The 25,952-nt window shown below is 68.1% G+C and carries 23 protein-coding genes and 1 riboswitch; of the genes, 7 read left to right on the top strand and 16 right to left on the bottom strand.

The genetic code is table 11. From position 1 onward, the window contains the following. Positions 1-6 precede the first annotated feature (6 nt). From AVE30378_RS17505 to AVE30378_RS17485, 5 genes are read right to left on the bottom strand one after another with little or no spacing between them, the layout of a single operon-like run. Positions 7-780 (bottom strand): enoyl-CoA hydratase/isomerase family protein, encoded by a 774-nt coding sequence (locus AVE30378_RS17505; RefSeq protein ID WP_129242144.1) that lies wholly within the window; start codon positions 778-780, stop codon positions 7-9. Position 781: 1 nt separating this feature from the next. Further along, positions 782-1,990, bottom strand: coding sequence for a CaiB/BaiF CoA transferase family protein (locus AVE30378_RS17500; RefSeq protein WP_129242143.1), 1,209 nt, complete (start codon positions 1,988-1,990; stop codon positions 782-784). 32 nt (positions 1,991-2,022) lie between these two features. Next, the gene (gene kce, locus AVE30378_RS17495; RefSeq protein ID WP_129242142.1) at positions 2,023-2,955 is read right to left on the bottom strand and encodes a 3,5-dioxohexanoate:acetyl-CoA acetone transferase; all 933 of its coding nucleotides are present in this window, start codon (positions 2,953-2,955) and stop codon (positions 2,023-2,025) included. A gap of 10 nt (positions 2,956-2,965) precedes the next feature. After that, positions 2,966-4,132, bottom strand: coding sequence for an acyl-CoA dehydrogenase family protein (locus AVE30378_RS17490; protein ID WP_129242141.1), 1,167 nt, complete (start codon positions 4,130-4,132; stop codon positions 2,966-2,968). A gap of 49 nt (positions 4,133-4,181) precedes the next feature. Further along, on the bottom strand, positions 4,182-4,685 hold the full coding sequence (locus AVE30378_RS17485) for a MaoC family dehydratase (protein WP_338879100.1): 504 nt from the start codon (positions 4,683-4,685) through the stop codon (positions 4,182-4,184). 87 nt (positions 4,686-4,772) lie between these two features. On the opposite strand from AVE30378_RS17485, the gene AVE30378_RS17480 reads away from it, so the two are divergent. From AVE30378_RS17480 to thiM, 3 genes are all read left to right on the top strand, one after another. Next, positions 4,773-5,792: an NADP-dependent oxidoreductase gene (locus AVE30378_RS17480; protein ID WP_129242139.1), complete on the top strand. Its 1,020-nt coding sequence runs from the start codon at positions 4,773-4,775 to the stop codon at positions 5,790-5,792. After that, positions 5,793-6,263, top strand: a complete 471-nt coding sequence (locus tag AVE30378_RS17475; RefSeq protein WP_129242138.1) for a MarR family winged helix-turn-helix transcriptional regulator — start codon at positions 5,793-5,795, stop codon at positions 6,261-6,263. Positions 6,264-6,315: 52 nt separating this feature from the next. After that, a riboswitch (TPP riboswitch) is annotated at positions 6,316-6,447 on the top strand. A 73-nt stretch (positions 6,448-6,520) separates the two neighbouring features. After that, on the top strand, positions 6,521-7,342 hold the full coding sequence (thiM, locus tag AVE30378_RS17470) for a hydroxyethylthiazole kinase (protein WP_129242137.1): 822 nt from the start codon (positions 6,521-6,523) through the stop codon (positions 7,340-7,342). On the opposite strand, the gene AVE30378_RS17465 is transcribed toward thiM, so the two are convergent. Genes AVE30378_RS17465 through AVE30378_RS17445 form a run of 5 tightly spaced genes read right to left on the bottom strand, consistent with a single transcriptional unit; the run spans position 7,317 to position 13,090 of the window. Next, positions 7,317-8,108, bottom strand: a complete 792-nt coding sequence (locus AVE30378_RS17465; RefSeq protein ID WP_129242136.1) for an iron ABC transporter ATP-binding protein — start codon at positions 8,106-8,108, stop codon at positions 7,317-7,319. The two genes, thiM and AVE30378_RS17465, sit on opposite strands and share 26 nt — an antisense overlap. Beyond that, positions 8,105-9,100: an iron chelate uptake ABC transporter family permease subunit gene (locus AVE30378_RS17460; protein WP_479683715.1), complete on the bottom strand. Its 996-nt coding sequence runs from the start codon at positions 9,098-9,100 to the stop codon at positions 8,105-8,107. The genes AVE30378_RS17465 and AVE30378_RS17460 overlap by 4 nt, the downstream gene beginning before the upstream one ends. After that, complete coding sequence (locus tag AVE30378_RS17455) at positions 9,093-10,064, bottom strand: ABC transporter permease (RefSeq protein WP_129242236.1); 972 nt, start codon at positions 10,062-10,064, stop codon at positions 9,093-9,095. The genes AVE30378_RS17460 and AVE30378_RS17455 overlap by 8 nt, the downstream gene beginning before the upstream one ends. Before the next feature lie 18 nt (positions 10,065-10,082). Beyond that, entirely contained in the window at positions 10,083-11,033 is a 951-nt protein-coding gene (locus tag AVE30378_RS17450) for a siderophore ABC transporter substrate-binding protein (RefSeq protein ID WP_129242135.1), read from the bottom strand. Between the two features lie 41 nt (positions 11,034-11,074). Continuing rightward, positions 11,075-13,090 (bottom strand): ligand-gated channel protein, encoded by a 2,016-nt coding sequence (locus AVE30378_RS17445; protein ID WP_129242134.1) that lies wholly within the window; start codon positions 13,088-13,090, stop codon positions 11,075-11,077. 212 nt (positions 13,091-13,302) lie between these two features. Between AVE30378_RS17445 and AVE30378_RS17440 the strand changes: the two genes are divergently transcribed. Further along, positions 13,303-14,016 (top strand): response regulator transcription factor, encoded by a 714-nt coding sequence (locus AVE30378_RS17440; RefSeq protein ID WP_129242133.1) that lies wholly within the window; start codon positions 13,303-13,305, stop codon positions 14,014-14,016. A gap of 1 nt (position 14,017) precedes the next feature. Continuing rightward, entirely contained in the window at positions 14,018-15,409 is a 1,392-nt protein-coding gene (locus AVE30378_RS17435; RefSeq protein ID WP_129242132.1) for a sensor histidine kinase, read from the top strand. A gap of 14 nt (positions 15,410-15,423) precedes the next feature. Here the strand turns inward: AVE30378_RS17435 and AVE30378_RS17430 are convergent, their stop codons facing one another. The 6 genes from AVE30378_RS17430 to AVE30378_RS17405 form a co-directional block, all read right to left on the bottom strand. Then, complete coding sequence (locus AVE30378_RS17430; RefSeq protein ID WP_129242131.1) at positions 15,424-16,986, bottom strand: DHA2 family efflux MFS transporter permease subunit; 1,563 nt, start codon at positions 16,984-16,986, stop codon at positions 15,424-15,426. Positions 16,987-17,007: 21 nt separating this feature from the next. Beyond that, positions 17,008-17,556: a MarR family transcriptional regulator gene (locus AVE30378_RS17425; RefSeq protein WP_129242130.1), complete on the bottom strand. Its 549-nt coding sequence runs from the start codon at positions 17,554-17,556 to the stop codon at positions 17,008-17,010. Between the two features lie 88 nt (positions 17,557-17,644). Then, positions 17,645-19,882, bottom strand: coding sequence for a TonB-dependent receptor domain-containing protein (locus AVE30378_RS17420; protein ID WP_129242129.1), 2,238 nt, complete (start codon positions 19,880-19,882; stop codon positions 17,645-17,647). 218 nt (positions 19,883-20,100) lie between these two features. After that, positions 20,101-20,919 (bottom strand): TatD family hydrolase, encoded by an 819-nt coding sequence (locus tag AVE30378_RS17415; protein ID WP_129242128.1) that lies wholly within the window; start codon positions 20,917-20,919, stop codon positions 20,101-20,103. A gap of 78 nt (positions 20,920-20,997) precedes the next feature. Continuing rightward, complete coding sequence (locus tag AVE30378_RS17410) at positions 20,998-21,687, bottom strand: ABC transporter ATP-binding protein (protein ID WP_129242127.1); 690 nt, start codon at positions 21,685-21,687, stop codon at positions 20,998-21,000. Continuing rightward, positions 21,680-22,912: a lipoprotein-releasing ABC transporter permease subunit gene (locus tag AVE30378_RS17405; protein ID WP_244235088.1), complete on the bottom strand. Its 1,233-nt coding sequence runs from the start codon at positions 22,910-22,912 to the stop codon at positions 21,680-21,682. Before AVE30378_RS17405 ends, AVE30378_RS17410 begins: the two co-directional genes overlap by 8 nt. A gap of 171 nt (positions 22,913-23,083) precedes the next feature. Between AVE30378_RS17405 and AVE30378_RS17400 the strand changes: the two genes are divergently transcribed. After that, a complete protein-coding gene (locus tag AVE30378_RS17400; protein ID WP_129242125.1) occupies positions 23,084-24,028 on the top strand; it encodes a hypothetical protein in 945 nt (314 codons plus the stop codon). Continuing rightward, positions 24,010-25,710 (top strand): single-stranded-DNA-specific exonuclease RecJ, encoded by a 1,701-nt coding sequence (recJ, locus tag AVE30378_RS17395; protein WP_129242124.1) that lies wholly within the window; start codon positions 24,010-24,012, stop codon positions 25,708-25,710. Before AVE30378_RS17400 ends, recJ begins: the two co-directional genes overlap by 19 nt. The last annotated feature ends 242 nt before the right edge of the window (positions 25,711-25,952 follow it).

Genomic DNA, 25,952 nt, shown 5'->3' with positions numbered 1-25,952 from the left:
TGCTCCTCACTGTCCTTGAAATCTCGGGGCGCGCCGTTCGGCGAATGCCCGCGTACCTTCGGCGACATCCTGCGAGTCCTGCAACAAGCGCAGGAACAACTGTTCCAGCCGCAGGCCCGTCGCCAGGTCGGCGTCGCGGCTGCGCAAAGCCAGTTCCTTGGCCGCCTGCACCGCGAGCGGCGCATTGGCGGCTAGCCTGCGCGCATACGCCATGGCCGCCGGCAGCAGTTCCTCGCGCGGCACGACCCGGTTCACCAGGCCCCAGCGGTTGGCGGCGTCGGCGTCGAAGGCATCGCCCAGCAGCAGCATTTCCATGGCGATGGCATGCGGCAATTGCTGGGCCACGCGCTGGGTACCGCCATTGGCCGGAAAGACGCCGCGCTGGACTTCCGTCAGGCCGAAGGTGGCCGTGGGCACGCACACCCGCAGGTCGGTGGCCAACAGCAGCGTCATGCCGCCTCCCAGGCAGTGCCCGTTGACCGCGGCGACGACGGGTTTCCACACTTCCAGCCCGCGGTTCAGCAGTTGGCCCTGCTGCGTGTGCATCAGCGCCGCCAGACTCGGCGGCGCTCCGACGAACGACTTCAGGTCCGCGCCGGCGCAAAAGGCCCGGTCTCCCGCTCCGGTGATAACCGCCACGCGGATCGCGTCGTCGTCGCGGACCCGGCGCCAGGCCTCGGACAAGGCGTCATAGTGCTCGCGGTCCAGCGCATTGCTTTTCTCGGGGCGGTTGATGGTGATCAGCGCCACGCCGTCCTGTTCTTGAAAATCGATGGACATCTCAGGCCTCCTTCCCTGGCGCCGCGCCGGCCCGCGGCGCCAGCGCGTCCAGGTAGCGGCCGATGGCGGCCGGACCGTAGCCCAGCTCGGCCAACACTTGCCCCGTGTGCTCGCCCACTCTGGGCGGCGGCGATACCGGTCTGGGCCGCTGGCCGTCGAAACGCAGCGGTTGCGACACCACGTTCAATTCGCCGTGCGCCGAATCGGCGAAGCGATGGATCATTTCACTGGCGGCCATGTGCTCGTGCGCCAGCAGTTCGCCCACGCCCTGGATGGGCGCGCAGGGAATGCCGGCGCGCGCCAGCCGCCGGATCCAGGCGTCCCGGTCGTCGCCGCGCATGATCTCCGACACCAGCTCCAGCACTTCCCGGCGGTTGTGCACCCGGTCCGCGTTGGTGGCATAGCGCGGGTCATCCGCCAAGCCGGGCCTGCCGGCCTCGTCGCAGAAGGCGCGCCACAGCGAATCGTTCGCGACACCCAGCAGCAAGGGGCGGTCGCTGGCCTCGAACACCTGATACGGGCACAGGGACTCATGGGCCGAGCCCCAGCGGCGCGGCTCGCTGCCACGCTCCCAGTAGCTTTGCATCACGTAGCCCATGAACCCGACCGCCGTATCGAACAGCGACGCCTCGACCTTGCAGCCCTTGCCTGTGCGCAGCTTGCGCACTACCGCAGCCAGGATCCCGGTGGCGGCGTGCATGCCCGTGGCCTGGTCGATGGGCGAGATCGGGCTGCGGACCGCCGGCCCGTCTTCTTCTCCCGTGATGGACATCATGCCGCAGAATGCCTGCAGGATGACGTCGTAGCCCTTGCCCTTGTTCAGCGGCCCTTTGCTGCCGAAGCCGGAGATACTGCAATAGACCACGTCCGGGCGCAGCGCCGCCGCGCTGTCGTAATCGATACCCAACCGTGCCGCCACCCCGGGGCCGAAACTCTCCACCACGATGTCCGCCGTGGCGATCAGCCGCTGCGCCGCTTCGCGGCCCTCGGGCGATTTCAGGTCCAGCGCCACGCTGCGCTTGTTGCGATTCACGCTCAGGAACACCGTGCCGTCGTCTTTCCGGAACGGCGGCCAGCGGCGTGTGTCGTCCCCCTTGAGCGGCTCCACCTTGATGACCTCCGCCCCCATGTCGCCCAGATACTGCGTGCACAAGGGGCCGGCCAGCACCTTGGAAAAATCCACCACCCTCAACCCTTGCAAGGCATCCATTGCATCCGTCTCCTGCGCGCGCCTCGCGGCGCTCAAAAAGCGACGTTGTCGCCGCCCTTGGTTTGAATCATGGCCCGCGCCTCGTCGGGCGTCGCGATTTCAAGCGACAGCTCTTCCAGGATGCGGCGGATCTTCGCGACCTGTTCGGCGTTGGACGTGGCCAACTTGCCGCGGCCCGCGTACAGGCTGTCTTCCAGCCCCACGCGCACGTTTCCGCCCAATAGCGCGCTGGCGGTGACGAACGGCATCTGGTGGCGGCCCGCGGCCAGCACCGACAGGTAATAGTCATCGCCGAACAGGCGATCGGCGATGGTGCGCATGTGCAGCAAGTTCTCGTGGTCGGCGCCTATGCCGCCCAGGATGCCGAAAATGCACTGCAGGAAGAACGGAGGCTTGGCCAGGCCGCGGTCGACGAAGTGCGCCAGGTTGTACAGATGGCCGACGTCATAGCATTCGAACTCGAATCGCGTGCCCAGGTCCGACAGTTCGCGCAGGCCTCGGTCGATCTGCGCGAACGTGTTCGACAGAATGAAATCCCGCGTCATCTCCAGATAGGGCTTTTCCCAATCGAACTTGAATTCGCTGACGCGGTCGCCGGCACCCGCGATATTGAAATTGAGCGATCCCATGTTCATGGACGCGACCTCGGGCTGCGCCCATTTGGCCGGCGCCAGCCGCTGGTCCAGCGACATGCCCAGGCCGCCCCCCGTGGTGATGTTCAGGATGGCGTTGCTGCGGGCCTTGATCTCGGGCAGGAACTGGGCGAACAGCTTCGGATCCTGGTCGGGCCTGCCGGTCTCCGGATCGCGCGCGTGCAAGTGCAGCATGGCGGCTCCGGCCTCGGCGGCCGCTACCGCGTCGTCCGCGATCTGCCTGGGCGTGATGGGCAGGTAGGGCGACATCGACGGCGTGTGGATCGAGCCGGTGACGGCGCAGGTGATGATGACTTTGGGGGATTTGCGCATGCTTGTCTCCTCAATACGATTTGGGCAGGCCCAGTACTTTTTCGGCGATGTAGCAAAGAATCAATTGCGGCGAGACCGGCGCAATGCGCGGCAGCATGGCCTCGCGGAAATACCGTTCGACGTGGTATTCCTTCGCGTAGCCCATGCCGCCATGGGTCAGCACCGCCGTCTCGCAGGCGCGGAAGCCCGCCTCGGCGCAGAAGAACTTGGCCGCGTTGGCCTCGGCGCCGCAGGGCTGTCCCTGGTCGTACAGCCAGGCGGCGCGGCGGTACAGCAGCTCGGCCGCCTCCAGCTCCACCCAGCGTTCGGCCAGCGGATGCTGCACGCCCTGGTTCTGGCCGATGGGCCGGTCGAACACGATCCGCTCGCCGGCGTAGGCGGCGGCCCGGCGCAAGGCCGCCCGCCCCAGCCCGGTCGCCTCGGCCGCCAGCAGGACCCGCTCGGGATTCAGGCCGTGCAGGATGTAGGAAAAGCCCTTGCCTTCCTCGCCGATGCGGTCTTCGACCGGCACCTCCAGGCCGTCGATGAACAGCTCGTTGGAATCGACGGCCTTGCGCCCCAGCTTTTCGATTTCGCGCACGCTGACGCGGCTGCGGTCCAGGTCGGTGTAGAACAGGCTCAGGCCCTGAGTCGGCCCGGTCACCTGGTCCAGCGGCGTCGTGCGCGCCAGCAGCAGAATCTTGCTGGCCACCTGCGCCGTCGATATCCAGATCTTCTGGCCATTGACCACGTAGCGGTCGCCGCGGCGCACGGCCAGGGTGCGCAGCTTGAGCGTGTTCAGGCCGGTATTCGGCTCGGTCACGCCGAAGCAGGCTTTCTGCTCGCCGCTGATGATGGGCGGCAGCCAGCGCGCGCGTTGCGCGTCGCTGCCGTGCACCACCACCGGATGCAGCCCGAACACGTTCATGTGGATGGAGGACGCGCCGGCCATGCCCGCTCCGGAAGCGGCCACGGTCTCCATCATCAGCGCGGCTTCCTGGATGCCCAGGCCCGCCCCCCCGTATTCGGCCGGCATGGCCACGCCCAGCCAGCCGGCGCCCGCCATGGCGCGGTAGAAGTCCTCGGGGAAACCGCCTTCCCTGTCCTTGCGGGTCCAGTAATCGTCGTCGAATCCGGCGCACAAATCCTGTACGGCGTGGCGGATGGCGATCTGCTCGTCGGTAAGCGCGAAATCCATGGGCTGCCTTTCGAATGAAGGAAAAATCGGCGCAAGCCGGCCGGCGGCTTCAGGCGGCCTGGCGCAGCATCAGCGCCACGCGGCGGCAACTGGCGACCAGTTCGTCTCGCTGGTTGTAGGCGCTATGGCCGAACACCACGATGCCGTTCTGCGGACGCGAACGGCTGTCGCGCAGTTCCAGCACCTCCGTTTCCACCCGCAAGGTGTCGCCGGCGAACACGGGGCCGGGAAAGCGCACCTCGTCCCACCCCAGGTTGCCCACCGTGGTGCCGAGCGTGGTGTCGCCCACGGAAATGCCGACCATCAGGCCCAGCGTGAACGCGCTGTTCACCAGCGGACGGCCGAACTCGGTGGTCTTGGCGTATTCCGCGTCCAGATGGATGGCGGCGGGATTCATGGTCATGGAGGAAAAGAGGACGTTGTCGGTCTCGGTGACCGTACGCCGCACGTCATGCCGGAAGCATTGCCCGACCTGGAACTGCTCGAAGTACAACCCTGCCATCGTCGTGTCTCCTTGGCGCCGCGTCGTGGAACTTTTGTCCCGCCTGGCCATGGACATCCCGGCCGGCCGCGTTAAAATGAACGCTAACATACTGTATGCATCCATACAATATTGGGAACAACCCCAAGGAGACAAGCAATGACCGGGAATCTGGTGAATCGGCAGGTCGTCTTGAAAGAAAGGCCGCTGGGCATTCCGCAGGCCGCGCACTTCGATATCCGCACCGCGCCGGTGCCGGAACCGAAGGAAGGCGAAGTCCTGGTCAGGAACCTGTACCTGTCGGTGGATCCGGCCATGCGCGGTTGGGTCAATGCCGCCGCCAACTACTCGGACCCCGTGGCCATCGGCGAGGTCATGCGCTCGTTCGCGGCCGGACGGGTCGTCGCATCGCGCAATCCGCGCTATCCCGAAGGCTGCCTGGTGATGGGCATGCTGGGCTGGCAGGACTATGCCGTGACCGACGGACGGGCGATCCGGCGGCGCGTGCTGGAGACCGACTTGCCGCTGTCGCTGTCGCTGGGCGTGCTGGGCCTGAACGGCGTCACCGCCTACTTCGCGCTGAACGCCTGCGGCGAACCTCGGGCCGGACAGACCGTGGTCGTCTCCACCGCCGCGGGCGCCGTCGGCTCGGTCGCGGGGCAACTGGCGCGCCACCTGGGGTGCAGGGCCGTGGGCATCGCGGGCGGCGCGGCCAAGACGCGGCTGTGCGTGGAGGAATTCGGCTTCGACGCGGCGGTGGATTATCATGCGCCCGAGTTGGCGCAGGCGTTGGCGCAGGCCTGCCCCGACGGCGTGGACGTCTATTTCGACAATACCGCCGGGCGCATCAGCGATGCGGTGATCCCGCTGATCAACCGGCACGCCCGTATCGTCGTCTGCGGCACGGCGTCCGTGGCCAGTTGGGATCCATGGCCGACGGGTCCGCGCGTGGAACGGCATCTGCTCAACAAGGCGGCGCGCATGCAGGGCTTTCTGGTGTGGGATTATGAACACCGCTACGAGGAAGCCGTCGCTGCGCTGGCGCCGCTGGTGCGCGAGGGGAAACTGCGCTTTCGCGAAGAAATCCTGGACGGCATCGAAGCCGCGCCGGGGTCGATCGCCGATCTCTATCAAGGCAAGAACATGGGCAAGCGCCTGATCCGGCTGGAGGATGCCTGAATGACCGACAAGGCAGTCAATACCGCGCAGGAAAACTGGGACCAGCGGCTGGGCTTCCTGATGCACGATGTGTCCAGGTTGCGCCGCAAAGTCTTCGACGAAGTCATGAAGCCCGAAGGCATCACGCGGTCGCAGTGGTGGGTCATGGCGCACCTGTCGCGGCACGACGGCATGTCGCAAAGCGACCTGGCCGACGTGCTGGACCTGGGCCGCGCCGCGCTCGGCGGCCTGGTCGATCGCCTGGAAGCGCTGGGCTATGTGCGCCGGGGGGCGGACGAACAGGACAGGCGCACCAAGCTGGTGCTGCTGACGCCGGAAGGCCGCGCCATGATCGAACGCATGCGCGTCAAGAGCGACGTCATGAGCGAAGCCATCCTGCAGGGGCTCAGCGCCGGCCAACGCCACCAGTTGGCCGACATGCTGAGCCTCGTGAAGCGCAATCTGCTGGCCTTCGACACGTCTCGCGCCTGATGGGCCCGTCCGGGGGAACTTGACAACCCCATCCCGCGCTCGGAACATACGGGAAATCCACCCGGGGAGCTTCGGCAAGAAGCTGAGAATCCGTTGGCGGGCCCGGACCGGGCCCGCAGTGCACGGCGACCCGTCGAACCTGATCCAGATAACGCTGGCGTAGGGACGGTGCCGCGGCCTCGAGCGTGTACGCCACACAGGCGTCGCGCCCAGCCGCCCTCCCCGCCAGCGCGTTCTTCCCGCAAGGACCGCCCGGCATGCAAGCCCGCCCTCTCTCCCACGCCGCCCAGGCCCGGATCTCGCAAGACCTGCTTGAGGCCGTGCGCCGCGACGCGCCCCTGGTGCAGTGCCTGACCAATTTCGTATCGATGAACTACGCGGCCAACACGCTGCTGGCCATCGGCGCTTCTCCCGCCATGGTCCACGCCGCCGAGGAAGCGCCGGAGTTCGCCCGCCTGAGCGGCGCGGTGGTGATCAATATCGGAACGCTGTCGGCGCCCTGGCTGGACAGCATGCTGCTGACCGCCGGCGCCGCCGGCCGGGCCGGCACGCCCTGGGTGCTGGACCCGGTGGCGCACCACGCCACGGCCTTCCGCCGCGCGGCGGTCGCGCAACTGCTGGACCTGCGGCCCGCCATCGTCCGGGGCAACGCTTCCGAAATCATCGCGCTGGCCGGCGGCCAGAGCGCCGGCAAGGGCGTGGACTCCGGCAACGCGGTGGCGCAGGCCGAGGCGTCCGCCACCGCCATCGCGCAGGCTCGCCGCACCGTGGTCGCCGTCACCGGCGAGGTGGATTTCGTGACGGACGGCGCGCGTTCGGTTCGCATCGCGGGCGGCTCCGCGCTGATGCCGCGCGTGACCGCGACGGGCTGCGCGCTGACCGCGGCGGTCGGCGCGTTCGCCGCGGTGTCGCGGACCGATCCCTATGCCGCCGCCGTGGCCGCCCTGTCGTGTTTCGCGCTTGCCGGCCAGCGCGCCGGCGCCCTGGCCGAGGGGCCGGGATCGTTCGCGTGGCGGTTCCTGGACGCGCTGGCGTCGCTGGAAGCCGACAGCCTCACCCGGGAATCGCCGCTGCGCTGAGCGCCGCCTGCCGGTAATACACGCAGATGCGCCGGCCCCCGATCTCGTGCACCTCGATCGGCAGTTCGTACAGTTCGCTCAGGACTTCCGCCCGCACCAGTTCGGCGGGCGTTCCCTGATGCGCGATGCGGCCCGTCCGCATCGCGACGATGCGGTCCGCGTAGGTGGACGCGAAATTGATGTCGTGCAGGACCAGCACCACGGTCTTGCCCAGTTCGTCGGCCGCCCGGCGCAGGGTGCCCATCATGGCGACGGCGTGCTTCATGTCCAGGCTGTTCAGCGGCTCGTCCAGCAGGACGTAGCGGGTGTCCTGGCACAGCACCATCGCGACGAAGGCGCGCTGGCGCTGCCCGCCGGACATCTCGTCCAGGTAGCGATCGGCCAGGGGCTCGAGGTTCAGGTAGGCGATGGCGCGGTCGATGTGGCCCTTGTCGTCCAGCGTCAGGCGGCCGCCGGTGTGCGGATAGCGGCCGAACGCCACCAGGTCTTTCACCGTCAGCCGCAGCGGCAGGTGGTTGTCCTGCCGCAGGATGGACAGGCGGCGCGCCAGCTCGCGGCTGTCGGCCTTCGTCACGTCCAGGCCGTCGACCAGCACCCGGCCCGCGGACATGGGCAGCAGGCGGCTGACCATGGACAGCAGCGTCGATTTGCCCGCGCCGTTGGGTCCGATGATGGCGGTGACGCCGCCCGCCGGCAGGGACAGGGTGACGCCGTCGACGACCACGCTGTCGCCGTACTGCTTGCTGATTTGCTGGATCTCTATCATCGGCGCCCCTTGCGCAGGATCAGGACGAGGAACATGACGCCGCCCAGGAATTCGATCACCACGCTGACCGTGGTGTTCAGGCCCAGCACGCGCTCGAGCAGCGTCTGGCCGCCCACCAGGAAAATCACGCTCAGCAGCGTCGCGGCGGGGACGGTGTAGCGGTGCCGGTCGGAACCCATGGCCTGGTAGGCCAGGTTGCTGACCAGCAGGCCGAAGAAGGTCACCGGGCCGACCAGCGCCGTGGACACGGACACCAGCACCGCGATCGCGGCGAGCGTCCGCATCAGCGTGCGGCGGTAGTCCACGCCCAGGTTCACGGCGATCTCGCGGCCCAGCGCCAGCACGTCGTAGCGGTGCCGCATGCGCCAGACCAGCAGCGAGGCCGCGCACACGGCCGCCAGCGCGATCGGCAGCAGGCTCACGCGCACGCTGTTGAAGCTGGCGAACATGCGGTCCTGCAGCACCAGGAACTCGTTGGGATCGATCAGCCGGACCACGAAATTCGACAGGCTGCGAAACAGCAGCCCGAAGATGATGCCCACCAGCATCATCAGGTGCAGGCTGCGCACCCCGTCGGCGAACAGCCAGCGGAACAGCAGGCAGGCGAACGCCGTCATGGCGCCGACTTCCAGCAGGAAGGCAGCCACCGGGTGGCTGGCGGCCGCGGCCGCCTGCCCGAAGCCGAACACCACCACCGCCTGGATCAACAGGTACAGGGCATCGAAGCCCATGATGGCCGGAGTCAGGATGCGGTTGTGCGTGATCGTCTGGAACAGTACCGACGACAGCGCGACGGCATACGCCACCAGCAGCATCGCCGCCAGCTTGGCGCCGCGGAACGGGATCACGAAAGACCACTGCCCGTTGGCGCCCAGGGTCATGAAGGCGGCCATGCAGGCCAGCGCGGCGGCGGCCAGCAGGCCCAGCCGCCAGGCCTGCGGCGAGCGCGCGGCGGATGCCGCCGCCGATGCCAGGGTCGCGGTCTCAGGCAAGGCGGTTCCTCCGGGTGCGCAGCAGGCACAGGAACAGGATGCTGCCCAGCACGCCGACCACCGTGCCGATGGGAATCTCGTAGGGGTGGATCACCAGCCGGCCGATGATGTCGCAGGCCAGCACGAAGATCCCGCCCAGGGCGGCCACCCAGGGGATGGAGCGGCGCATGTTGTCGCCCAGCATCAGGCTGACGGCGTTGGGCACGATCAGGCCCAGGAAGGGGATCCCGCCCGCGGTCACGACGACCACCGCCGAAATCGCCGACACGATGAGCAATCCGGCCAGGGTCAGGCGCGCGTGGTTCAGGCCCAGGTTGGACGCGAACTCCCGGCCCATGCCGGCCACCGTGTACCGGTCGGCCGCCAGGTAGGCGGCGCAGGCCAGGCCGAAGCCGATCCACAGCAGTTCGTAGCGCCCCCGCAGCACGCCCGAGAAATCGCCGGTGGTCCAGGCGTGCAGCGATTGCAGCAGGTCGTAGCGGTACGCGACGAAGGTGGTCGCCGCGTGGATCACGCCGCCCAGGATCAGCCCGATCAGCGGCACGATGAACGGCGTGCGCAGCGGCACGCGGCGCAGCAGCGCCAGGAACAGCAAGGTGCCGGCCAGGGCGAAGCCCGTGGCCGTCAGCATCTTGCCGATCACGGGCGTGTCCGGCGCCAGCAGGGTGATGACCAGTATGCCCAGGGTCGCGGATTCGACGGTGCCGGCCGTCGTGGGCTCGACGTAGCGGTTGCGCACCAGCATCTGCATGATCAGCCCCGCCACGGCCAGCGACATGCCGGCCAGCAGCAGCGCCAGCGTGCGCGGCACGCGGCTGACCATCAACAGGCGCCAGGCGCGCTCCGCGTCCTCGCCGCCCCACAGCGCGGCCCAGGACAACTGGCCCGCGCCCAGGCTGACGCTGGCCGCGCACAGCAGCAACAGCAGCGCCGCCACCGCGGCCAGGCCGCCCCAACCGCCCATCGACTGCCGCAAACCCACCTACTTGCCTGCCGCCAGCGCGCCCGCGATCTCGTCGACGTTCTGCTGCATGGCCGTCAGGCCCGCGCTGCCCATCAGGTACCAGTTGTAGCCGTTCAGGTACACCACGCGCTTGTTCTTCCAGGCCTTGGTCTGGCGCACCAGTTCGTTGTCCAGCATGCGCTGGGCCGACACGCCCTCGCGGCCGATGGCCGCGTCGCGGTCGATCACGAGCAGCCAGTCCGGATCGGTCTGGGCGATGAACTCGAAGGAAATCGCCTGGCCGTGGTTGGACACGCTCAGCCCCGTCGTCGCGGGCTTCACGCCGAAGGCGTCATGGATCACGCCGAAGCGCGAGCCCGGGCCGTAGGCGCTCATCTTGCCGCCCGTGGTCAGCACGATCAGCGCCGTGCCGGCGCCGGCCGCCTTGGCGTTCAAGGCCGAGATGGACGCGCGCAGGGCGTCCAGCTTTTCCTTGGCCAGGGCCTGCTTGCCATAGATGGCCGCCAGCGTTTCCGTGTTGCGCGTGACGCTGCCGACCAGGTCCTTGGCGTCCACGGTCAGGTCGACGGTAGGCGCCAGCCTGGCCAGTTCGTCGTACTTGGGCGCGGAGCGGCCCGCCACGAAGATGACCTGCGGCGCGGCCGCGTGGATCACTTCGTAGTTGGGCTCGAACATCGTGCCCACCTTCAGGTAACGCTTGTCCGCGTACTGTTCGAGTTGCGGCGGCAGTTTGGCGACGCTGGGCACGCCCGTCGCCTCCACGCCCAGCGCGTGCAGGGTGTCCAGCACGGCCAGGTCCATCACCACCGTCTTCGCCGGATTGGCCGGCACGGCGGTTTCGCCGCGCGCGTGCTTCACCGGCACCGTCGCCTGCGCCGCGCACACCGCGGTGGCGGCGCCCAGGGCCAGGGCGGCGCCGGCCTGGGCGAACCAGCGGCGGGCGCGGCCCGTTTGCGTTTGCTTCTTCATGCGTACCTCTTCATGTGGCGGGCGCCGCGCGCCCGCCGGTCTCAGAACTTCACACCTACGCCCAGCCAGTAGCGGCGGCCGTCTTCGACGTAGCCGTAGTCGTCGTAGGCGACCTGCTTGTCGAACAGGTTGTAGATACCGGCGTACACCGACACGGTCTTGTTGAGCTGGTACGAACCGCCCAGGTCCACGAAGGTGTAGGACGGCGCCACCAGCGACGACGAGGACGGGCCGGTGATGGGCTGGCTTTCCTTGCCGCGGTAGTTCACCCGCGCCCAGGCCTGCAGCGCATCCGACGCCTGCCAGTTCACGGTGGTGGTGAACAGGTGCTTGGGCAACTGGTTCAGCGGCTGGCCCTTGTACTCGCCGGATTTCTGTTCCGACTTCGTGAAGGTGTAGCTGGTGGTCAGGGACCATTCGCGCGACAGCGGCAGCTTCATGTTGGCTTCCACGCCCCGCGAATTCGCCTTGTCCACGTTCATGTAGGTGGTGGGGTCGGAACCGAACTGGTTGGGCCCGTCCGTGCACTGGCTTGCCGGGCACGCCACGCGGGTGATCTTGTCCTTGAAATCGTTGTTGAAGACGGTCAGGCCGGCGTTGAAGCCTTCGCCGTCGTCATACAGAATGCCGATTTCCTCGGTCACCGACTTTTCCGGCGTCAGGTCCGGGTTGCCGTACATGTTGCCGCCGCGGCTGACCTGGCCCCAGCCGGCCACCGTCTGGCGCAGGTCGGGCGCGCGGAAGCCGGTGGATACGCCGCCCTTCAGGGTCCAGCGTTCCGCCAAGTGCCAGACGCCGTACAGGCGCGGGCTGAAATGCGAGCCGAAGTTCTCGTCCTCGTCCATGCGCAGGCCGGCGGTGAGGGCGAAGCTCTCGGTCAGGCGCCATTCGTCTTCGGCGAACAGGGCCCATTGGTAGCGGTCCACCTTGCTGGGGCCGCCCGCCAACTGGTTGCCGGTCTGGTCGTTCAGGCGCTGGTTGAGGTAGCTGCCGCCCAGCGTCAGCATGTGCGAACCCAGCGGCAGCGACCAGCTCGTCTGCAGGTCCAGGTTCTTGATCTTCATCTGGCGCGAGCGGTTGTCGAACTCTTCCTGCTGCACATAGCTGTCCGACACGCCCCAGCCCCAGCGGCCGGTGTGCGACAGCGCCCACTTGTTGCTGCGGTAGTCGGTTTCGGAAGACGCCGGGCATCCGTTGCGCGAGCAGGCCTCGCCCGGCGCCAGCGGCGCGACGGTCTTGCCCAGCGTTTCCTGGAGCTTCTGCCGCATGGTGGTCGCTTCCAGGACGATGTCGTGGTCGCGGTTGGGCGTCAGCGCCAGCTTGGCGGTCACGCTTTCGGAGTTCCGCTTGCGGAAGCCGCTGACGATGTCGTCCTCGTCGCGCTGCGTCGCCTGGCCGTAGATCTGCAAGCCCAGGAGATCGGTCTTGATCGGGCCGGCCAGGTAGAAGTTGCCCTGGTAGATATCGCCCGACTTGCTGCTTTCCTGGATCGTGGTGTCCAGGCGGATCTCGCCGCCCCAGGCGTCGGGCACCTTGCGGGTGATGATGTTGATCACCCCGCCCATCGCGTCCGAGCCGTACAGCGAAGACATCGGGCCGCGCACGACTTCGATGCGCTCGATGGCGGAAAGCGGCGGCGTCCAGCCGCCCTCCACGCCCGAGGAGTCCGAGTTGGTGCGGGTTTCGCGGGAGTTCTGGCGCTTGCCGTCGATGAGGATCAGGGTGTACTTCGGGCCCATGCCGCGCAGGCTGATGTCCTGGCGGTCGCCGCCGCCGGTGACGATGACGCCCGGCACTTCCACCAGCGCGTCGTTCAGGTCGCGGTAGAACTTCTTGTCCAGGTCCTCGCGGGTGATGACGCTGATCGAAGCAGGCGCGTCCTGGATCTGCTGTTCATAGCCGGACGCGGTCACCACCACGGTTTCCATCGTTTTGGCGGCATCCCCACTCTGCGCCCACGCCGGTCCCATCCCGAAACCCGCCGCGCACAGCGCCACGGCCAGCCGTGTGCGCGAACCCGGCGCGCGCCCGCCGCCGGCCTGATTTTTCCTGCTCATGATTCCGATTTCTCCCGTCCCTGGCTTGTGCGGCACCCTGCGTGCCGCATCCTGCCCTCTTCGACTTTATGAATGAAAACTATTCTCATATTAGAATTGGACCTGTCGGAGACCGGCAACCCGCTTTCCGCAACTTTTATTTTCTTTGCACTTCTTGACACTCCGGCCCGCGGCCATCCGCCAAACTGCCGGGTGCAGAACCGACGATACGAATGCCTTTTTCCCATTCCCCGGCGACGCGCCGCATCCTGCTGATCGACGACGATGTCGAACTGGCCCAGATGCTGCGCGAATACCTGGAACCCAACCATTGCCTGCTGACGCTGGCGCACACGGGCGCGCAGGGACTCGCCCTGCTGGCGCGGAACGACTTCGACCTCGTGCTGCTGGACCTGATGCTGCCCGACGGCAGCGGCCTGGATCTGCTGAAGCACTACCGGCAGCGCTCGCGCCGCCCCGTCATCATGTTCACCGCGCATGGCGGCGAGACCGACCGCGTGCTGGGCCTGGAATTCGGCGCCGACGACTATCTGGCCAAGCCCTTCAGCCCGCGCGAACTCAAGGCCCGCATCACGGCGGTGCAGCGGCGCTTCGATGAAGCGCCGGACGCTGGCCGGCCCGGCCTGACGCTGGGCGCGCTGTTCCTGGACCCGGCCACCGGGCGCGCGCGGATCGGCGACGAAGAGATCGCGCTCACCGGCGCGGAACAGCGCATCCTGGAGATCCTCATGCGCGCCCCCGGCCAGGTCGTCGCGCGCGACCAGATCGGCCTGTACGCCCTGGGCCGCAAGCCCGACCGCTACGACCGCAGCATCGACACCCACATCAGCGCCTTGCGCAAGAAGCTGCATCTGGACAATGGCGCGGATGCGCTGTCCATCCGCAATCTGCGGGGCCTGGGCTACGTGCTGGCCGGCGGCGCCTGACATGGCCTGGCTGCCCGCCCGCTCGCTCTTCTGGCGCGCCTTCCTGACCTTCTGGAGCGCGATGGCCGTCATCCTGGTGTGCGGCATGATGCTCACCGCCGCGGTCGCCTGGTACCGCTTCAATTCCCTGGACGGCCTGAACCCCGCCAGCCTGACCCGCGACGCCGCGCAGATCGCGCGCACGCAGGGCAAGGACGGCCTCGAACGCTGGGTCCAGGCGATGGACCAGCGCTACTCGGCCTTGAAGATCTACATCATGGACGCCCAGGATGCCGACATCCTCGGACGGCGGCTGCCCACCCGCATGCATGACTGGCTGACCTCGTACCGCGCCGCGCCCGACCGCCCGTCCCAGGCGGACGACGTGCCCGCCGCCCCCGAGGCCGAGCGCGTCTCCTGGTGGGAGCCGCAATGGCTGGCGCTGCCGGACGGCACCGAACTGCTGATGCTGTTCCTGCCGTTCGACTCCTCGCATTGGGAGGTGCTGGAGCTCTCGCCGGTGGCGCTGGCGCTGCTGCTGTTCGCCCTGGCGGTGACCGCCCCGTTCTGCTGGGCCCTGACCCGCCACGTGGCGGCGCCGCTGACGCAACTGCGCCAGACCACGCACGCCCTGTCCGCCGGACGCCTCGATGCGCAGACCCCGCCGAAACTGGCCCGGCGCCAGGACGAACTGGGCCTGCTGGCGCGCGACTTCAACGCCATGGCCGACCGCCTGAAAGCCTTCGTCGACACCCGCGAACAGCTACTGCACAACATCGCCCACGAACTGCGCTCTCCCCTGGCCCGGCTGCGGCTGGCGGCCGAGCTGGCGCGGCGCAAGGACGAACGCCAGGACTTGCAGCTAGACCGTATCGAACGCGAATGCGAGCGCCTGGACTCGCTGGTCGGCAACACGCTGCGGCTGGCCCGGCTGGGCGCCCTGCCCGTGCCCACCGACACGCTGGACCTGGCCGAGGTGGTGTCCGCCGTCGTCGAGGACGCCCGCTACGAGGCCGGCGGCCGGCAGATCCGCATCGACTGGGACGAACATCCCGCCGTGCCCCTCATCGGCGACCGCTGCAGCCTGGCCAGCGCCATCGAAAACGTGCTGCGCAACGCCCTGCGTTTCGCGCCCGCGCACAGCACGATACGCGTGCGGCTCCTGGTCAGCGCGCGCGAGGCCTGCCTGGAGATCGAGGACCGCGGGCCGGGCGTGGCCCACGACGAGCTGGAATCCCTGTTCGAACCCTTCTACCGCACCACGTCGGGCGCTCGCAAGCCTGGCAGCGGCGCCGGGCTGGGCCTGTCGATCGCGCAGGCCGCGGTGGCCGCGCACAAGGGCCGCATGTCGGCGCGCAACCTGTCGCCGCAGGGCTTGAGCGTGCGGCTGGAACTGCCCCGGCTGCACGCCTGAGCCGCGGGGGCCCCCTATTCCGCCGCGATATGCAGCGGCTCCTCCTGCGGCGCGGCCACGCTCCGCTTGCGCACCCGCATCAGCAGCAGACACGGCAGCGTGGCCAGCGTCAGCCACATCATCAATCGATAGTCGTCGAGATACGCGACGAACGCCGCCTGGTTCTGCACTACCGCATCCAGGCCCGCCAGGCCCGCCCGCGTGCCCAGGTCGAATACTTTGTCGAAGCCATCCGGACGCGCCTGCAAAGCGCCCACCGTCACGTAGGCCGCCAATGAGCTGTGCATCATCACGGTATTGCGGGTCAATAGCGCCTGCATGGTGGATATTCCGATGCTGCTCCCCATGTTGCGCGACAGGCTGAAAATGGCGGTTCCTTCCGGCCGCAGCGCCCGGTCCAGCGTGGAGAAGGTCAGCGTGGTCAGCGGGACCGAGGTGAAACCCAGGCCCAGTCCCTGGACGAACCCTGGCCACGCCACGCCCCATTCCGTGATTTCGGGCGAAAAATTGGCCATCTGCCACAAGGACAGCGCAGTCAGCCCCAGGCCCAATCCTATGATGAGGCGTTCGTCCAGCCTCCCGACGGCGCGGCCGGCGACCAGCATCGCCACCATGGTGCCCAAGCCGCTTGGCGCGGTGACCAGCCCCGTCGTGACTACCGGGTAGCCCAGCAGCGTCTGCAGCATGGGCGGCAGCAGCGCGCGGGTGGCGTACAGCAATAGCCCCACCACGAAATAGAACGCCGTGCCGGTAACGAAATTGCGGTCGCGCAGCAAATTGACGTTCAGAAACGAGGCCGCGCCGACGGTGGCCGTGTGGATGATGAAGTAGATCAGCGCGATGGCGGCGCAGGCGGCATAGATGCGGATCTCGATGGATTCGAACCAGTCGACCTGGTCTCCCCGGTCGAGCACTAGCTGCAGCATGCCCACGAAGATGGCCAGCGTCGCGAAGCCGAACCAGTCGAAACCCGATTTGCGCGCCGCTCCCTCGTCGCGCAGATAGAACCAGACCCCCGCGAAAGACAGGAGGCCGACCGGCAGGTTGATCAGGAACACCCAGCGCCAGCTCATGTTGTCGGTCAGCCAGCCGCCCAGGGTCGGGCCCAGGATGGGCCCCAGCATGACCCCCATACCCCACGTCGCCATGGCGCGCGCATGGCGTTCCGGAGGATTGATGTCCAGCATGACCGACTGCGACAAGGGGACGAGCGCCGCGCCGAACGCGCCTTGCAGCAGGCGGGCAACGACGATCTCCGCCAGGTTCGCCGCGGCGCCGCACAGCAGCGACATGACCGTGAAGCCGGCGATGGCGACCAGGAATATCCGCGAACGCCCATAGCGCCCCGTCAGCCAGCCGGTGACGGGCGTGGCGATCGCCGCGGCCACGATGTAGGACGTGAGCACCCAGGTAATCTGGCTCTGCGATGCGGACAGGCCGCCCGCCATGTGCGGCAGCGCGACGTTGGCGATGGTGCTGTCCAGGGTCTGCATGATCGTGGCCATCATGATGGACACCGTAATCATCAGCCGGTGGGACGGCGCGGGAGCGGGCCGGACGGGAAGGTCGGCAGTCATGATGGCGCGGCGGCCCGGATCCTATTCGGCCGCCCGCAACAGCTTGCGCGCCAGCGCCTCGAACTGCTCCAGTTCGGCGGCGTCGAACGCCGCGAAGATGCGGGTCATCTGGGCGCGGCGCAGCGGCAGGTGGTCTTCGACGAAGCGCCGCCCCTTGCCGGTCAGTTGCAGCAGCACCTGGCGGCCGTCATGCGCGCTGGCGATCCGCCGCACGAAGCCCTGTTTCGTCAGTTCTCTGGAAACGCGCGTGATGTTGGTGCGCGATGAATTCATGAAAACGCTGAGCGCCGACGGCATCAGCTCGTGGTCCTGGCTGCTGTAGATGACCACCAGCGCCGTCCACAGGGTGGAATTCAGGCCATGCGGCCGCAATGGCGCATCCAGCGCATCCGTCAGCCGCAACGCCGTGTGCTGCAGCAGGCGCGACAGGACGGCCTGCTGCAACGGATTGCCGCTATCCGGGCCCAGCCTTCGCGACAAGTCGCGCATGGCCTGTTCGAACGGATCGAACGATGACGCCTGGGCCGCGGACCGCGGCGGGACTCGATTGGACTTGGCAGTGGCAGACATACGGTACGCACCAGATAATTACGTACGTTACTACTTTTCGCGGTGCGTTTCCATACGACGCCCGGCCGGAGCCGGGCGTTCACTGCCATCAGAACGTGATGTTCGCCGACACCCACAGGCGGCGGCCTTCCAGCACCTGCCGGTAGGAGTTCGACCAGTTGGCATTGGCCGCCGGCGCCGACGTGCCGGTCTTCGTGGGGCCGTAGTCCACGAAGTTCTTGTCGAACAGGTTGAGCACCGATGCCGACAAGGTCACGTTCTTGTTGACCGCGTAGGAGCCGCCCAGGCTGGCCAGCCAGTACGGGCTGTAGAACACCTGCTCCTTTTCCCAGTTCATGTCGTTGAACTGCTTGGCGCGGTACTCGCCGCGCACCCAGGTATTGAACTGGTCGTTGATCTTCCAGTTAAGGCCCAGGTTCAGGGCGTGCCTGGGCTGCGAGCCCAGCGGCTGCCCCTGCTTGGCGCCCGAGGTCACTTCGCTTGCGGTCAGCGTGTAGTTGGCGTTGAAGGACCAGCCGGCGTACAGCGGCACGCGGCCGCCGAATTCGAAGCCCTTGATGGTGGCCGAATCCACGTTGACCCGCTGCGAGAAGTTGGCGACGGGCACGCCGTTGCGTTCCCACACGCCCAGGTCCAGGCACCCCGGCGCCGGGCCGCCCACCGCCAGGCAGTTGGGCACGTTCTGGCTGTCGATCTTGTCCTTGAACTTGGTGTGGAAGGCGGTCAGGTTGCCGGTCAGCCCCGCGCCGTCGTCGAACAGCACGCCCAGTTCGGACGAGGTGCTGCTTTCGGGCTTGAGCTGCGAATTGCCCAGCAGCGGCATGGTGCCCTGCGCGCCCAGCCCGATGATGCCGTCGGTCATGAGGTTGATGTCGGGCGTCTTGTAGCCCTTGCTCACGCCGCCCTTGAACGTCCACGCCGGCGTGGCGTTCCACACCAGGTAGCCGCGGGGACTCCATTTGCCGCCGAACTGCTCGTTGCGGTCGTAGCGCGCGCCCATGGTCAGCGCCAGGTCGTCCACGATGCGCCATTCGTCTTCGGCGAACAGGGCCCACTGGTACTGCTTCATGTCCAGCGGCGCCGATACCAGCGTGTCCTTGAAATGCTGTTCGCGCCATTGGCCGCCCATGGTCAGATTGTGGCGGTCGTTGAACAGCGGCATGGTCCACTTGGTGTCGAACACCCAGTTGTCGTATTCCAGGTCGCGCTTGTCGCCGTCGGAGGGACGGCGCGGCGCGTTCATGGGATTGGTGCGCCCGATGGTTTCCGTGGTGTCGTACACCAGGCTGGTATCGGAACTGATCGAGCCGGCGTAGCGGCCCAGGTGCGTCAGCGCATAGCGCTGGCGGTTGAACTTCATTTCGGGCTCATAGCCCCCGCCCTGGCGGTTGGGCGCCACGCTGTCGTTCAGGGTGCCCAGTTCGCCGTTGGCGTTGTCGTAGGTCTGCCAGTTGCTGTCGACGTCGAACAGGATGTCATGGTTGCGGTTGGGCGTCAGCGCCAGGCGCAGCCCGACGTTGCGCTGCAGGCTGTCGCCCAGGCCGCTGAAGCTGGCGATGTCGCCCGTGTATTCGCCGCTGTCGGACTCGGCCTGATTGGCCGGATAGCTGCCGTGCGCGCTCAGGCGGCGGTACAGCCCGCCGCGCAGGGTCAGGCCCAGCTTGTCGGTCACCAGCGGGCCGCTCAGGTAGAACGCCGATCCATAGTTGTTGCCGTAGCGGTTGTCGCCTTGCGCCGTGCCGTCCAGCGTGACCTGCCCGGTCCATTCCTGGCTGACCTTGCGCGTGATGATGTTGATGACGCCGCCCATCGCATCGGAGCCGTACAGCGTCGACATCGGGCCGCGCACCACTTCGATGCGCTCGATCGCCGCCATGGGAGGAATGAAGTTCGTGTCCACGTCGCCGAAGCCGTTGGGGCGCGCGCCGGAACTGTTCTGGTTCAGACGCCTGCCGTCCACGAGCACCAGCGTGTAGTCGCTGGGCAGGCCGCGGATGCTGATGTTCATGCCGCCCGCCTTGCCGCCCCGCTCCACCGTCACGCCTTCGACATCGGCGACGGCGTCGGCGAGGTTGTGGAAGGGCTTGGTTTCCAACTGTTCGCGGGTAATGACGGAAATGGACGCCGGCGCATTCTTGATCTCCTGCTCGAAACCGGACGCGGTCACCACGACGGTATCCAGTTGAGCCACGCCCATGGTGTCTTCGCTTTGCGCATGGGCGGCCCCTGCGGCGGCCAGGGCCAGCGCAAGCGGCAACTGGCGGACAGGCAGGCGATGTGGAGAACGGGTGCGGCCGGAGCCGTTCAAGCTTTTCTGTGTGGGCATAGGAATGACAAGAAAAAACCGCCCTTTTCCGGGCGATTGGCGCAAGGCGCCGATTGGGTTCTTTTAGGGAACGCCAATGATATTCATTCCTATTAATACGTTCAATTATTTGTCAGGTTTTGTTCAGCTAAATCAAAGGTTTCAGACAATTCTTAGAAAAATGACGTATTCACGCAACAACTTCCGTTATCGCGCAGCCAAAAAAAACGGGACGGAGATCAGTCGGCGTCGGCCAGAATGGCCGCCGGCAGGCGCGGCAGCACCCGCATGGCGTTGGCCGAGGTGGCATGCGCAACCCGCGCGAGCGAAAGCCCCCGCAGTTCGGCCAGCACTTCGGCGATGCGCGCCAGTTCGCCGGGGCGGTTGCGCCGGTCGGGCGGATGGAGCCAGGCGGGCGGAATGTCCGGCGCGTCGGTCTCCAGCACCAGGTGCTCCAGGTCCACCTCTACCGCGTGGCGGCGGATCTGCAGCGCGCGCTCGTAGGTCATCGCGCCGCCCAGGCCCAGCGCGAACCCCTGCTCGATGAATGCCTGCGCCTGCTGGGCGCTGCCGTTGAACGCATGGGCGATGCCGCCGATGCGCGGATGGCGGCGCAAGTACTTCAACAGGATGTCCTGCGACTTGCGCACGTGCAGCAGCACCGGCAGGCCGAACTCCGCCGCCATCGCCAGTTGCGCGGCATAGAAGCGTTCCTGGCGCTCGCGCGGTTCGCCCGAGGCGATCTCGGGCACGAAGAAGTCCAGGCCGATCTCTCCGATGGCGACGAAGCGGGGGTCCCCCAGCGCGTCCTCGACGGCGGCGCGCAGCGCGTCCAGGTCGGCGTCGGACGCGCGCCCCACGTAGAGCGGATGGATGCCCAGCGCGTAGGCGCCGCCGGCCGTCCGGCCGGCCAGCTCTCGCACGACGGAGAAATTGGCGCGTTCGACGGCCGGGATCACGATGGACTGGACGCCGGCCTCGCAGGCATCGTCGGCCACCTGCTCGCGATCGGCGTCGAACTCGGGGGCATCCAGATGGCAGTGGGTGTCGATCAGCATGGGCTCGGCCTCCCGGGGCCTGTTGACACGGAAAGGAGCCGCGCGCGGGCCCCAGCCCCGATTATCCACCCGCCCCGCTCAACCCGAAACCAGGCGGCCGTTTTCCATGAGCAGTTGGCGGTCGGCGCGGGCGGCCAGTTCCGGATCGTGCGTCACGATGGCGAACGCCGTGCCGGACTCCCGGTTCACCCGCGTCAGCAGTTCGAACATATTGTGGGCGGTGTGGCGGTCCAGGTTGCCCGTGGGCTCGTCGGCCAGCACGCAGGCTGGACGGGTCACCAGCGCGCGCGCCAACGCCACGCGCTGCCGTTCGCCGCCGGACAACTGCCCCGGGAAATGCTCTTCGCGGGCGGCCAGGCCCACCAGGCCCAGGACATCGCGGGCGGCCTCCCGGGCCTTGTCGCGGTTCTCGCGGCGCACGATCAGCGGCATCGCCACGTTGTCCAGCGCGGAGAACTCCGGCAGCAGGTGGTGGAACTGGTAGACGAAGCCCAGGCTGCGGTTGCGCACCGCGCTCTTGCGGCTCTCGGACAGCCCGACGGCAAGCTGGCCGTCCACCGACACCGAACCGCTGGTCGGCACGTCCAGGAGGCCCAGGATATGCAGCAGCGTGCTCTTGCCGGAGCCCGAGGCGCCGACGATGGCGACCATCTCGCCGCGCGCGACGGACAGGCTGACGTTGCTGAGCACTTCGATGCGCGCGGGGCCTTCGTCGTAGACCTTGACGATGTTGTCGGCCTGCAGCGCGGGAGTCAGGTTGTCAGTCATGGCGCAGCACCTGGGCGGGTTGCAGGCGCGAGGCGCGCCAACTGGGATACAGGGTCGCCAGCAGCGACAGCACCAGGGAGGTCAGGCCGATGGTGGCGATGTCGCCCATCTGGGGGTCCGACGGCAAGGCGCTGATGAAATAGATTTCGCGCGGCAGGAAATGCACGCCCAGCAGGCCCTCGATGAACGGCACGATCACGTCGACGTTGTAGGCGATGAGGATGCCGCCCGCCACGCCCAGCAGCGTGCCGATGACGCCGATCAGCGCGCCCTGCACCAGGAAGATGCGCGCGATCTCCCGGGGGCCCGCGCCCAGCGTGCGCAGGATGGCGATGTCGGACTGCTTGTCCTTCACGGCCATCACCAGCGAGGACAGCAGGTTGAACGCCGCCACCGCCACGATCAGCGCCAGGATCAGGAACATCATGCGCTTTTCGGTCTTCACGGCCGCGAACCACGTCCGGTTGTTGCGCGACCAGTCGCTGGCCATCACGTAGGGCGGCAGCACCTTCTGCAGTTCGGCCGCCACTTCCGGGGCCCGCTGCATGTCGGCAATGCGCAGGCGCACGCCGGCGGTGCCGCTCTCGCGGAACACGCGGGCGGCGTCCTCGTCGTCGACGAACGCCAGCGAGGAATCGTATTCATAGTGGCCGGACGAGAACACGCCCACCACGGTGAACTGGCGCATGCGCGGCGTGAATCCCGCCGGGCTGATCGAGCCCTGCGGCGCCATCATCAGCAGGGTGTCGCCCAGCTTCACGCCCATGCCGTCGGCCAGTTCGTTGCCCAGCACCACGCCGAAGCCGCCAGGCTTCAGGTCGGTGAGCTTGCCCGAGACCATCTGCCTGGGCAGGTCCGACACATTGCCTTCGGACTGCGGATCGATGCCGCGCACCTGCACGCCGCGCAAGGCCTGCCCCCGCACCAGCATGCCCTGCGCCGCCACGAACGGCGCGCCGGCCTTGACCGCGGTGTTCTTCTCGGCGGCGGACGCGAACTGCTGCCATTGCTCCAGCACCCGCTCCGGCACGGCCCCGGGAATGTAGAGTTCGATGTGCGGCAGCACCGACAGCATGCGGTCGCGCACTTCTTTCTGGAAACCATTCATGACGGAGAGCACGACGATCAGGGCGGCCACGCCCAGCGCGATGCCCGCCATGGAGCTGGCGGCGATGAAAGAGATGAAGCGATCGCGGCGCCCGCGTCGCTGGCGGATTCGGGCCAGCCCGGCGTAGCGGGCGCCTATCCAGAGTTCGTAGGGTATTTTCAGCACGTGCGCATTATGGCATTAACGGGCGGAGGGACGACCCGCACCGGAAAGCACGTTTCGCTTCAGGCTAAGGCAGCGGCCGCGCCGCTTAGTTCCCCGGGGTATAGGGGGCTTACAATCGCCGCCATGCTCATTGTTATTCCGGGCGCCTTGCCCGCCCTCCCCGTCGCTTCGGAACTGGCCAAGCTCCTGCCCGAACGCGCGCCCACCCTGCACGGCTGGCTGCGGGCCGGCGCCGCCCGGCCCGAGGCCTACGACGTGCGCGCCCATGGCTGTACCGCCTTCGAATCGTGGCAACTGTCCCGCGCCGGCTACACGCCCGAGCCGGGCCTGCTGCAAGGCGCCGGCCTCGGCCCCCTGCTGGCCGCCGGGCAAGCGGATGGCGGCGAGGCCGTCTGGCTGGCCGAACTGGTCCATCTGGCGTTGGGCACGGACCAGGCCACCCTGCTGGACCCCGGCATGATGGACCTGCGCGCCGAGGAAACCGCCGCCCTGCTGGAAACGGCCCGCCCCCTCTTCGAGGACACGGGCTTCGCCGCCGAACCGCTGTCGCCCGAACGCTGGCGCCTGCGGCTGCCGGACGGCCTGCGCCCCCAGACCGCCAGCCCCCTGGCGGTGGCCGGGCAGCGCCTGAACGACTGGTGGCGCCAGGACGCGCAGACGCGCCCGTGGCGCCGGCTGCTGAACGAAATACAGATGGCGTGGCACGGCCACCCCGTCAACGAGGCGCGCGCGGCCCGCGGCCTGCCGCCGGTCAACGCGCTGTGGCTGTACGGCGGCGGCTCGCCCTGGCCTGTCGCCGCGGCCGGCCCCGAACGCGTGCTGACCGGGCTGGACGCCCCCCAGCGCAACGGCGACTGGGCCGCGTGGCTGGACGCCCTGGCCGAACTGGACGCGCAGCACCTGCGCCCGCTGGCCGGCAAGAACGGGCTGCCCGGCGCGCCCGTCGAACTGCTGCTGCTGGGCGACGACCGCAAGGCCGCCCTTACCCTGAAACCGCGCGGGGGCCTGCTCGGCTTGCTGCCCGCGCCCAAGAAAAACTGGAGCGCCTGGTGGTCTCACCCCGCTTGACTGTCCGCCCGTCCGACCTGGACGCCTGCCGCGTCCTGGAAGCCTCGGGCATCCATCCCCTGCTGGCCCGCCTGTGGGCCGCCCGCGGCGTCACCCATCCCGACCAGACCCGGCTGGCCTGGCCGTCCCTGCTGCCGCCCGCCGGCCTGACGCATTCGGCGCATGCCGCCGGCGTGCTGGCCGACGCCATCCAGGCGGGCAGGAAGCTGCTGATCGTGGCCGACTACGACTGCGACGGCGCCACCGCCTGCGCGGTCGGGCTGCGGGCCTTGTCAGCCATGGGCGCCGACGTGGACTTCCTGGTCCCCAACCGTTTCGAGACCGGCTACGGCCTGTCGCCCGCCGTCGTGGAACTGGCCTGCCGGCACCGCGCCGGCAAGCCCGACATCATCATCACGGTGGACAACGGCATCGCCAGCGTGGACGGCGTGGCCGCGGCCAACGCCGCCGGCATCGGCGTGGTGGTCACCGACCACCACCTGCCCGGCGACACCCTGCCGGCCGCGCTGGCCATCGTGAACCCCAACCAGCCCGGCTGCGGCTTTCCGTCCAAGAACCTGGCGGGCGTGGGCGTCATTTTCTACATGATGCTGGCGCTGCGCGCCGAACTGCGCCGGCGCGGCGTGTACGCGCCCGACGGCGGCCCGCGCCTGGACGCGCTGTCGGACCTGGTCGCGCTGGGCACGGTGGCCGACGTGGTCAAGCTGGACGCGAACAACCGCCTGCTGGTCACCCAGGGCCTGCAGCGCATGCGCACGGGCCGCCTGCAGCCCGGGCTGCGCGCCCTGTTCGCCGTCGCGGGCCGCGAACCGCGCAGCGCCAATGGTTTCGACCTGGGCTTCGCGCTGGGCCCGCGCATCAACGCCGCGGGCCGGCTGGCCGACATGAGCCTGGGCATCGCCTGCCTGACCACCGACGACGAGGCCCAGGCGCTGGAAATGGCGCGCGAACTCGACAACATCAACCGCGAGCGCCGCACGATCGAGGCCGAGATGCGCGAACAGGCGCTGGCCGCCATGGAAGAGCCGAACGCGGCCGCCGGCGCCACCGTCTGCGTGTTCGATCCCGGCTGGCACCAGGGTGTCGTGGGGCTGGTGGCCTCGCGCCTGAAGGAAAAATTCTGGCGGCCCACGCTGGCCTTCGCGCCCGCCGGCGACGACGAAATCCGCGGTTCCGGCCGCTCCATCCCGGACGTGCACCTGCGCGACGCGCTGGACCTGGTGTCCAAGCGCCACCCCAACCTGATACGCAAGTTCGGCGGCCACGCCATGGCGGCCGGCCTGACGCTCGGCCGCGAGGATTTCGCCGCCTTCGCCCCCGCCTTCGACGCCGCCGTGCGCGAACTGACCGGCCGCGATGCTTTCGAGCCGGTCATCGAGACCGACGGATCGCTGGAATCGGGCTATGCCAACGCCGACGTGGCCGGCATGCTGCAACAGCAGGTCTGGGGCGCGGGTTTCGCCGCCCCCCTGTTCCTGGACGAATTCGTGGTGCGCAACCAGCGCCTGGTCGGCGAAAAGCACCTGAAGCTGTCGCTGGAACGCGGCCACCAGCGTTTCGACGCCATCTGGTTCGGCCACGACCAGTCGCTGCCGGAACACATCCAGGCCGCCTACCGCCTGGAGCAGAACGTCTGGAACGGGATGGTGTCGGTGCAACTGGTGATCGAGCACGCGGGCTGAAGCGTGCCGTAGGATGCAAGGTGTCAGACACCCGTACGAAATGCCGCCCCGAACCGGGGCCGGTCGTCACGGGTGTCTGACACCGAACGGCGAAGACGGCCTCTCACGGCCGCATGGGTTGCGCGCGTTCGGCGCTTGAGTGCTAGCTCAAGGACTCTCGCGCTGCACCCATCCTTGTATGGTTCTGTAGCCCCCACCGAAATGTGTTCAGTGGGAGCTGGGGATCGGGACACACCCATCCA

The sequence above is a fragment of the Achromobacter veterisilvae genome, from assembly GCF_900496975.1.
GTDB lineage: Bacteria > Pseudomonadota > Gammaproteobacteria > Burkholderiales > Burkholderiaceae_B > Achromobacter > Achromobacter veterisilvae.
The sequence above is the reverse complement of the archived record's forward strand: the minus strand, read 5'-3'. Positions and strand labels throughout refer to the sequence as shown.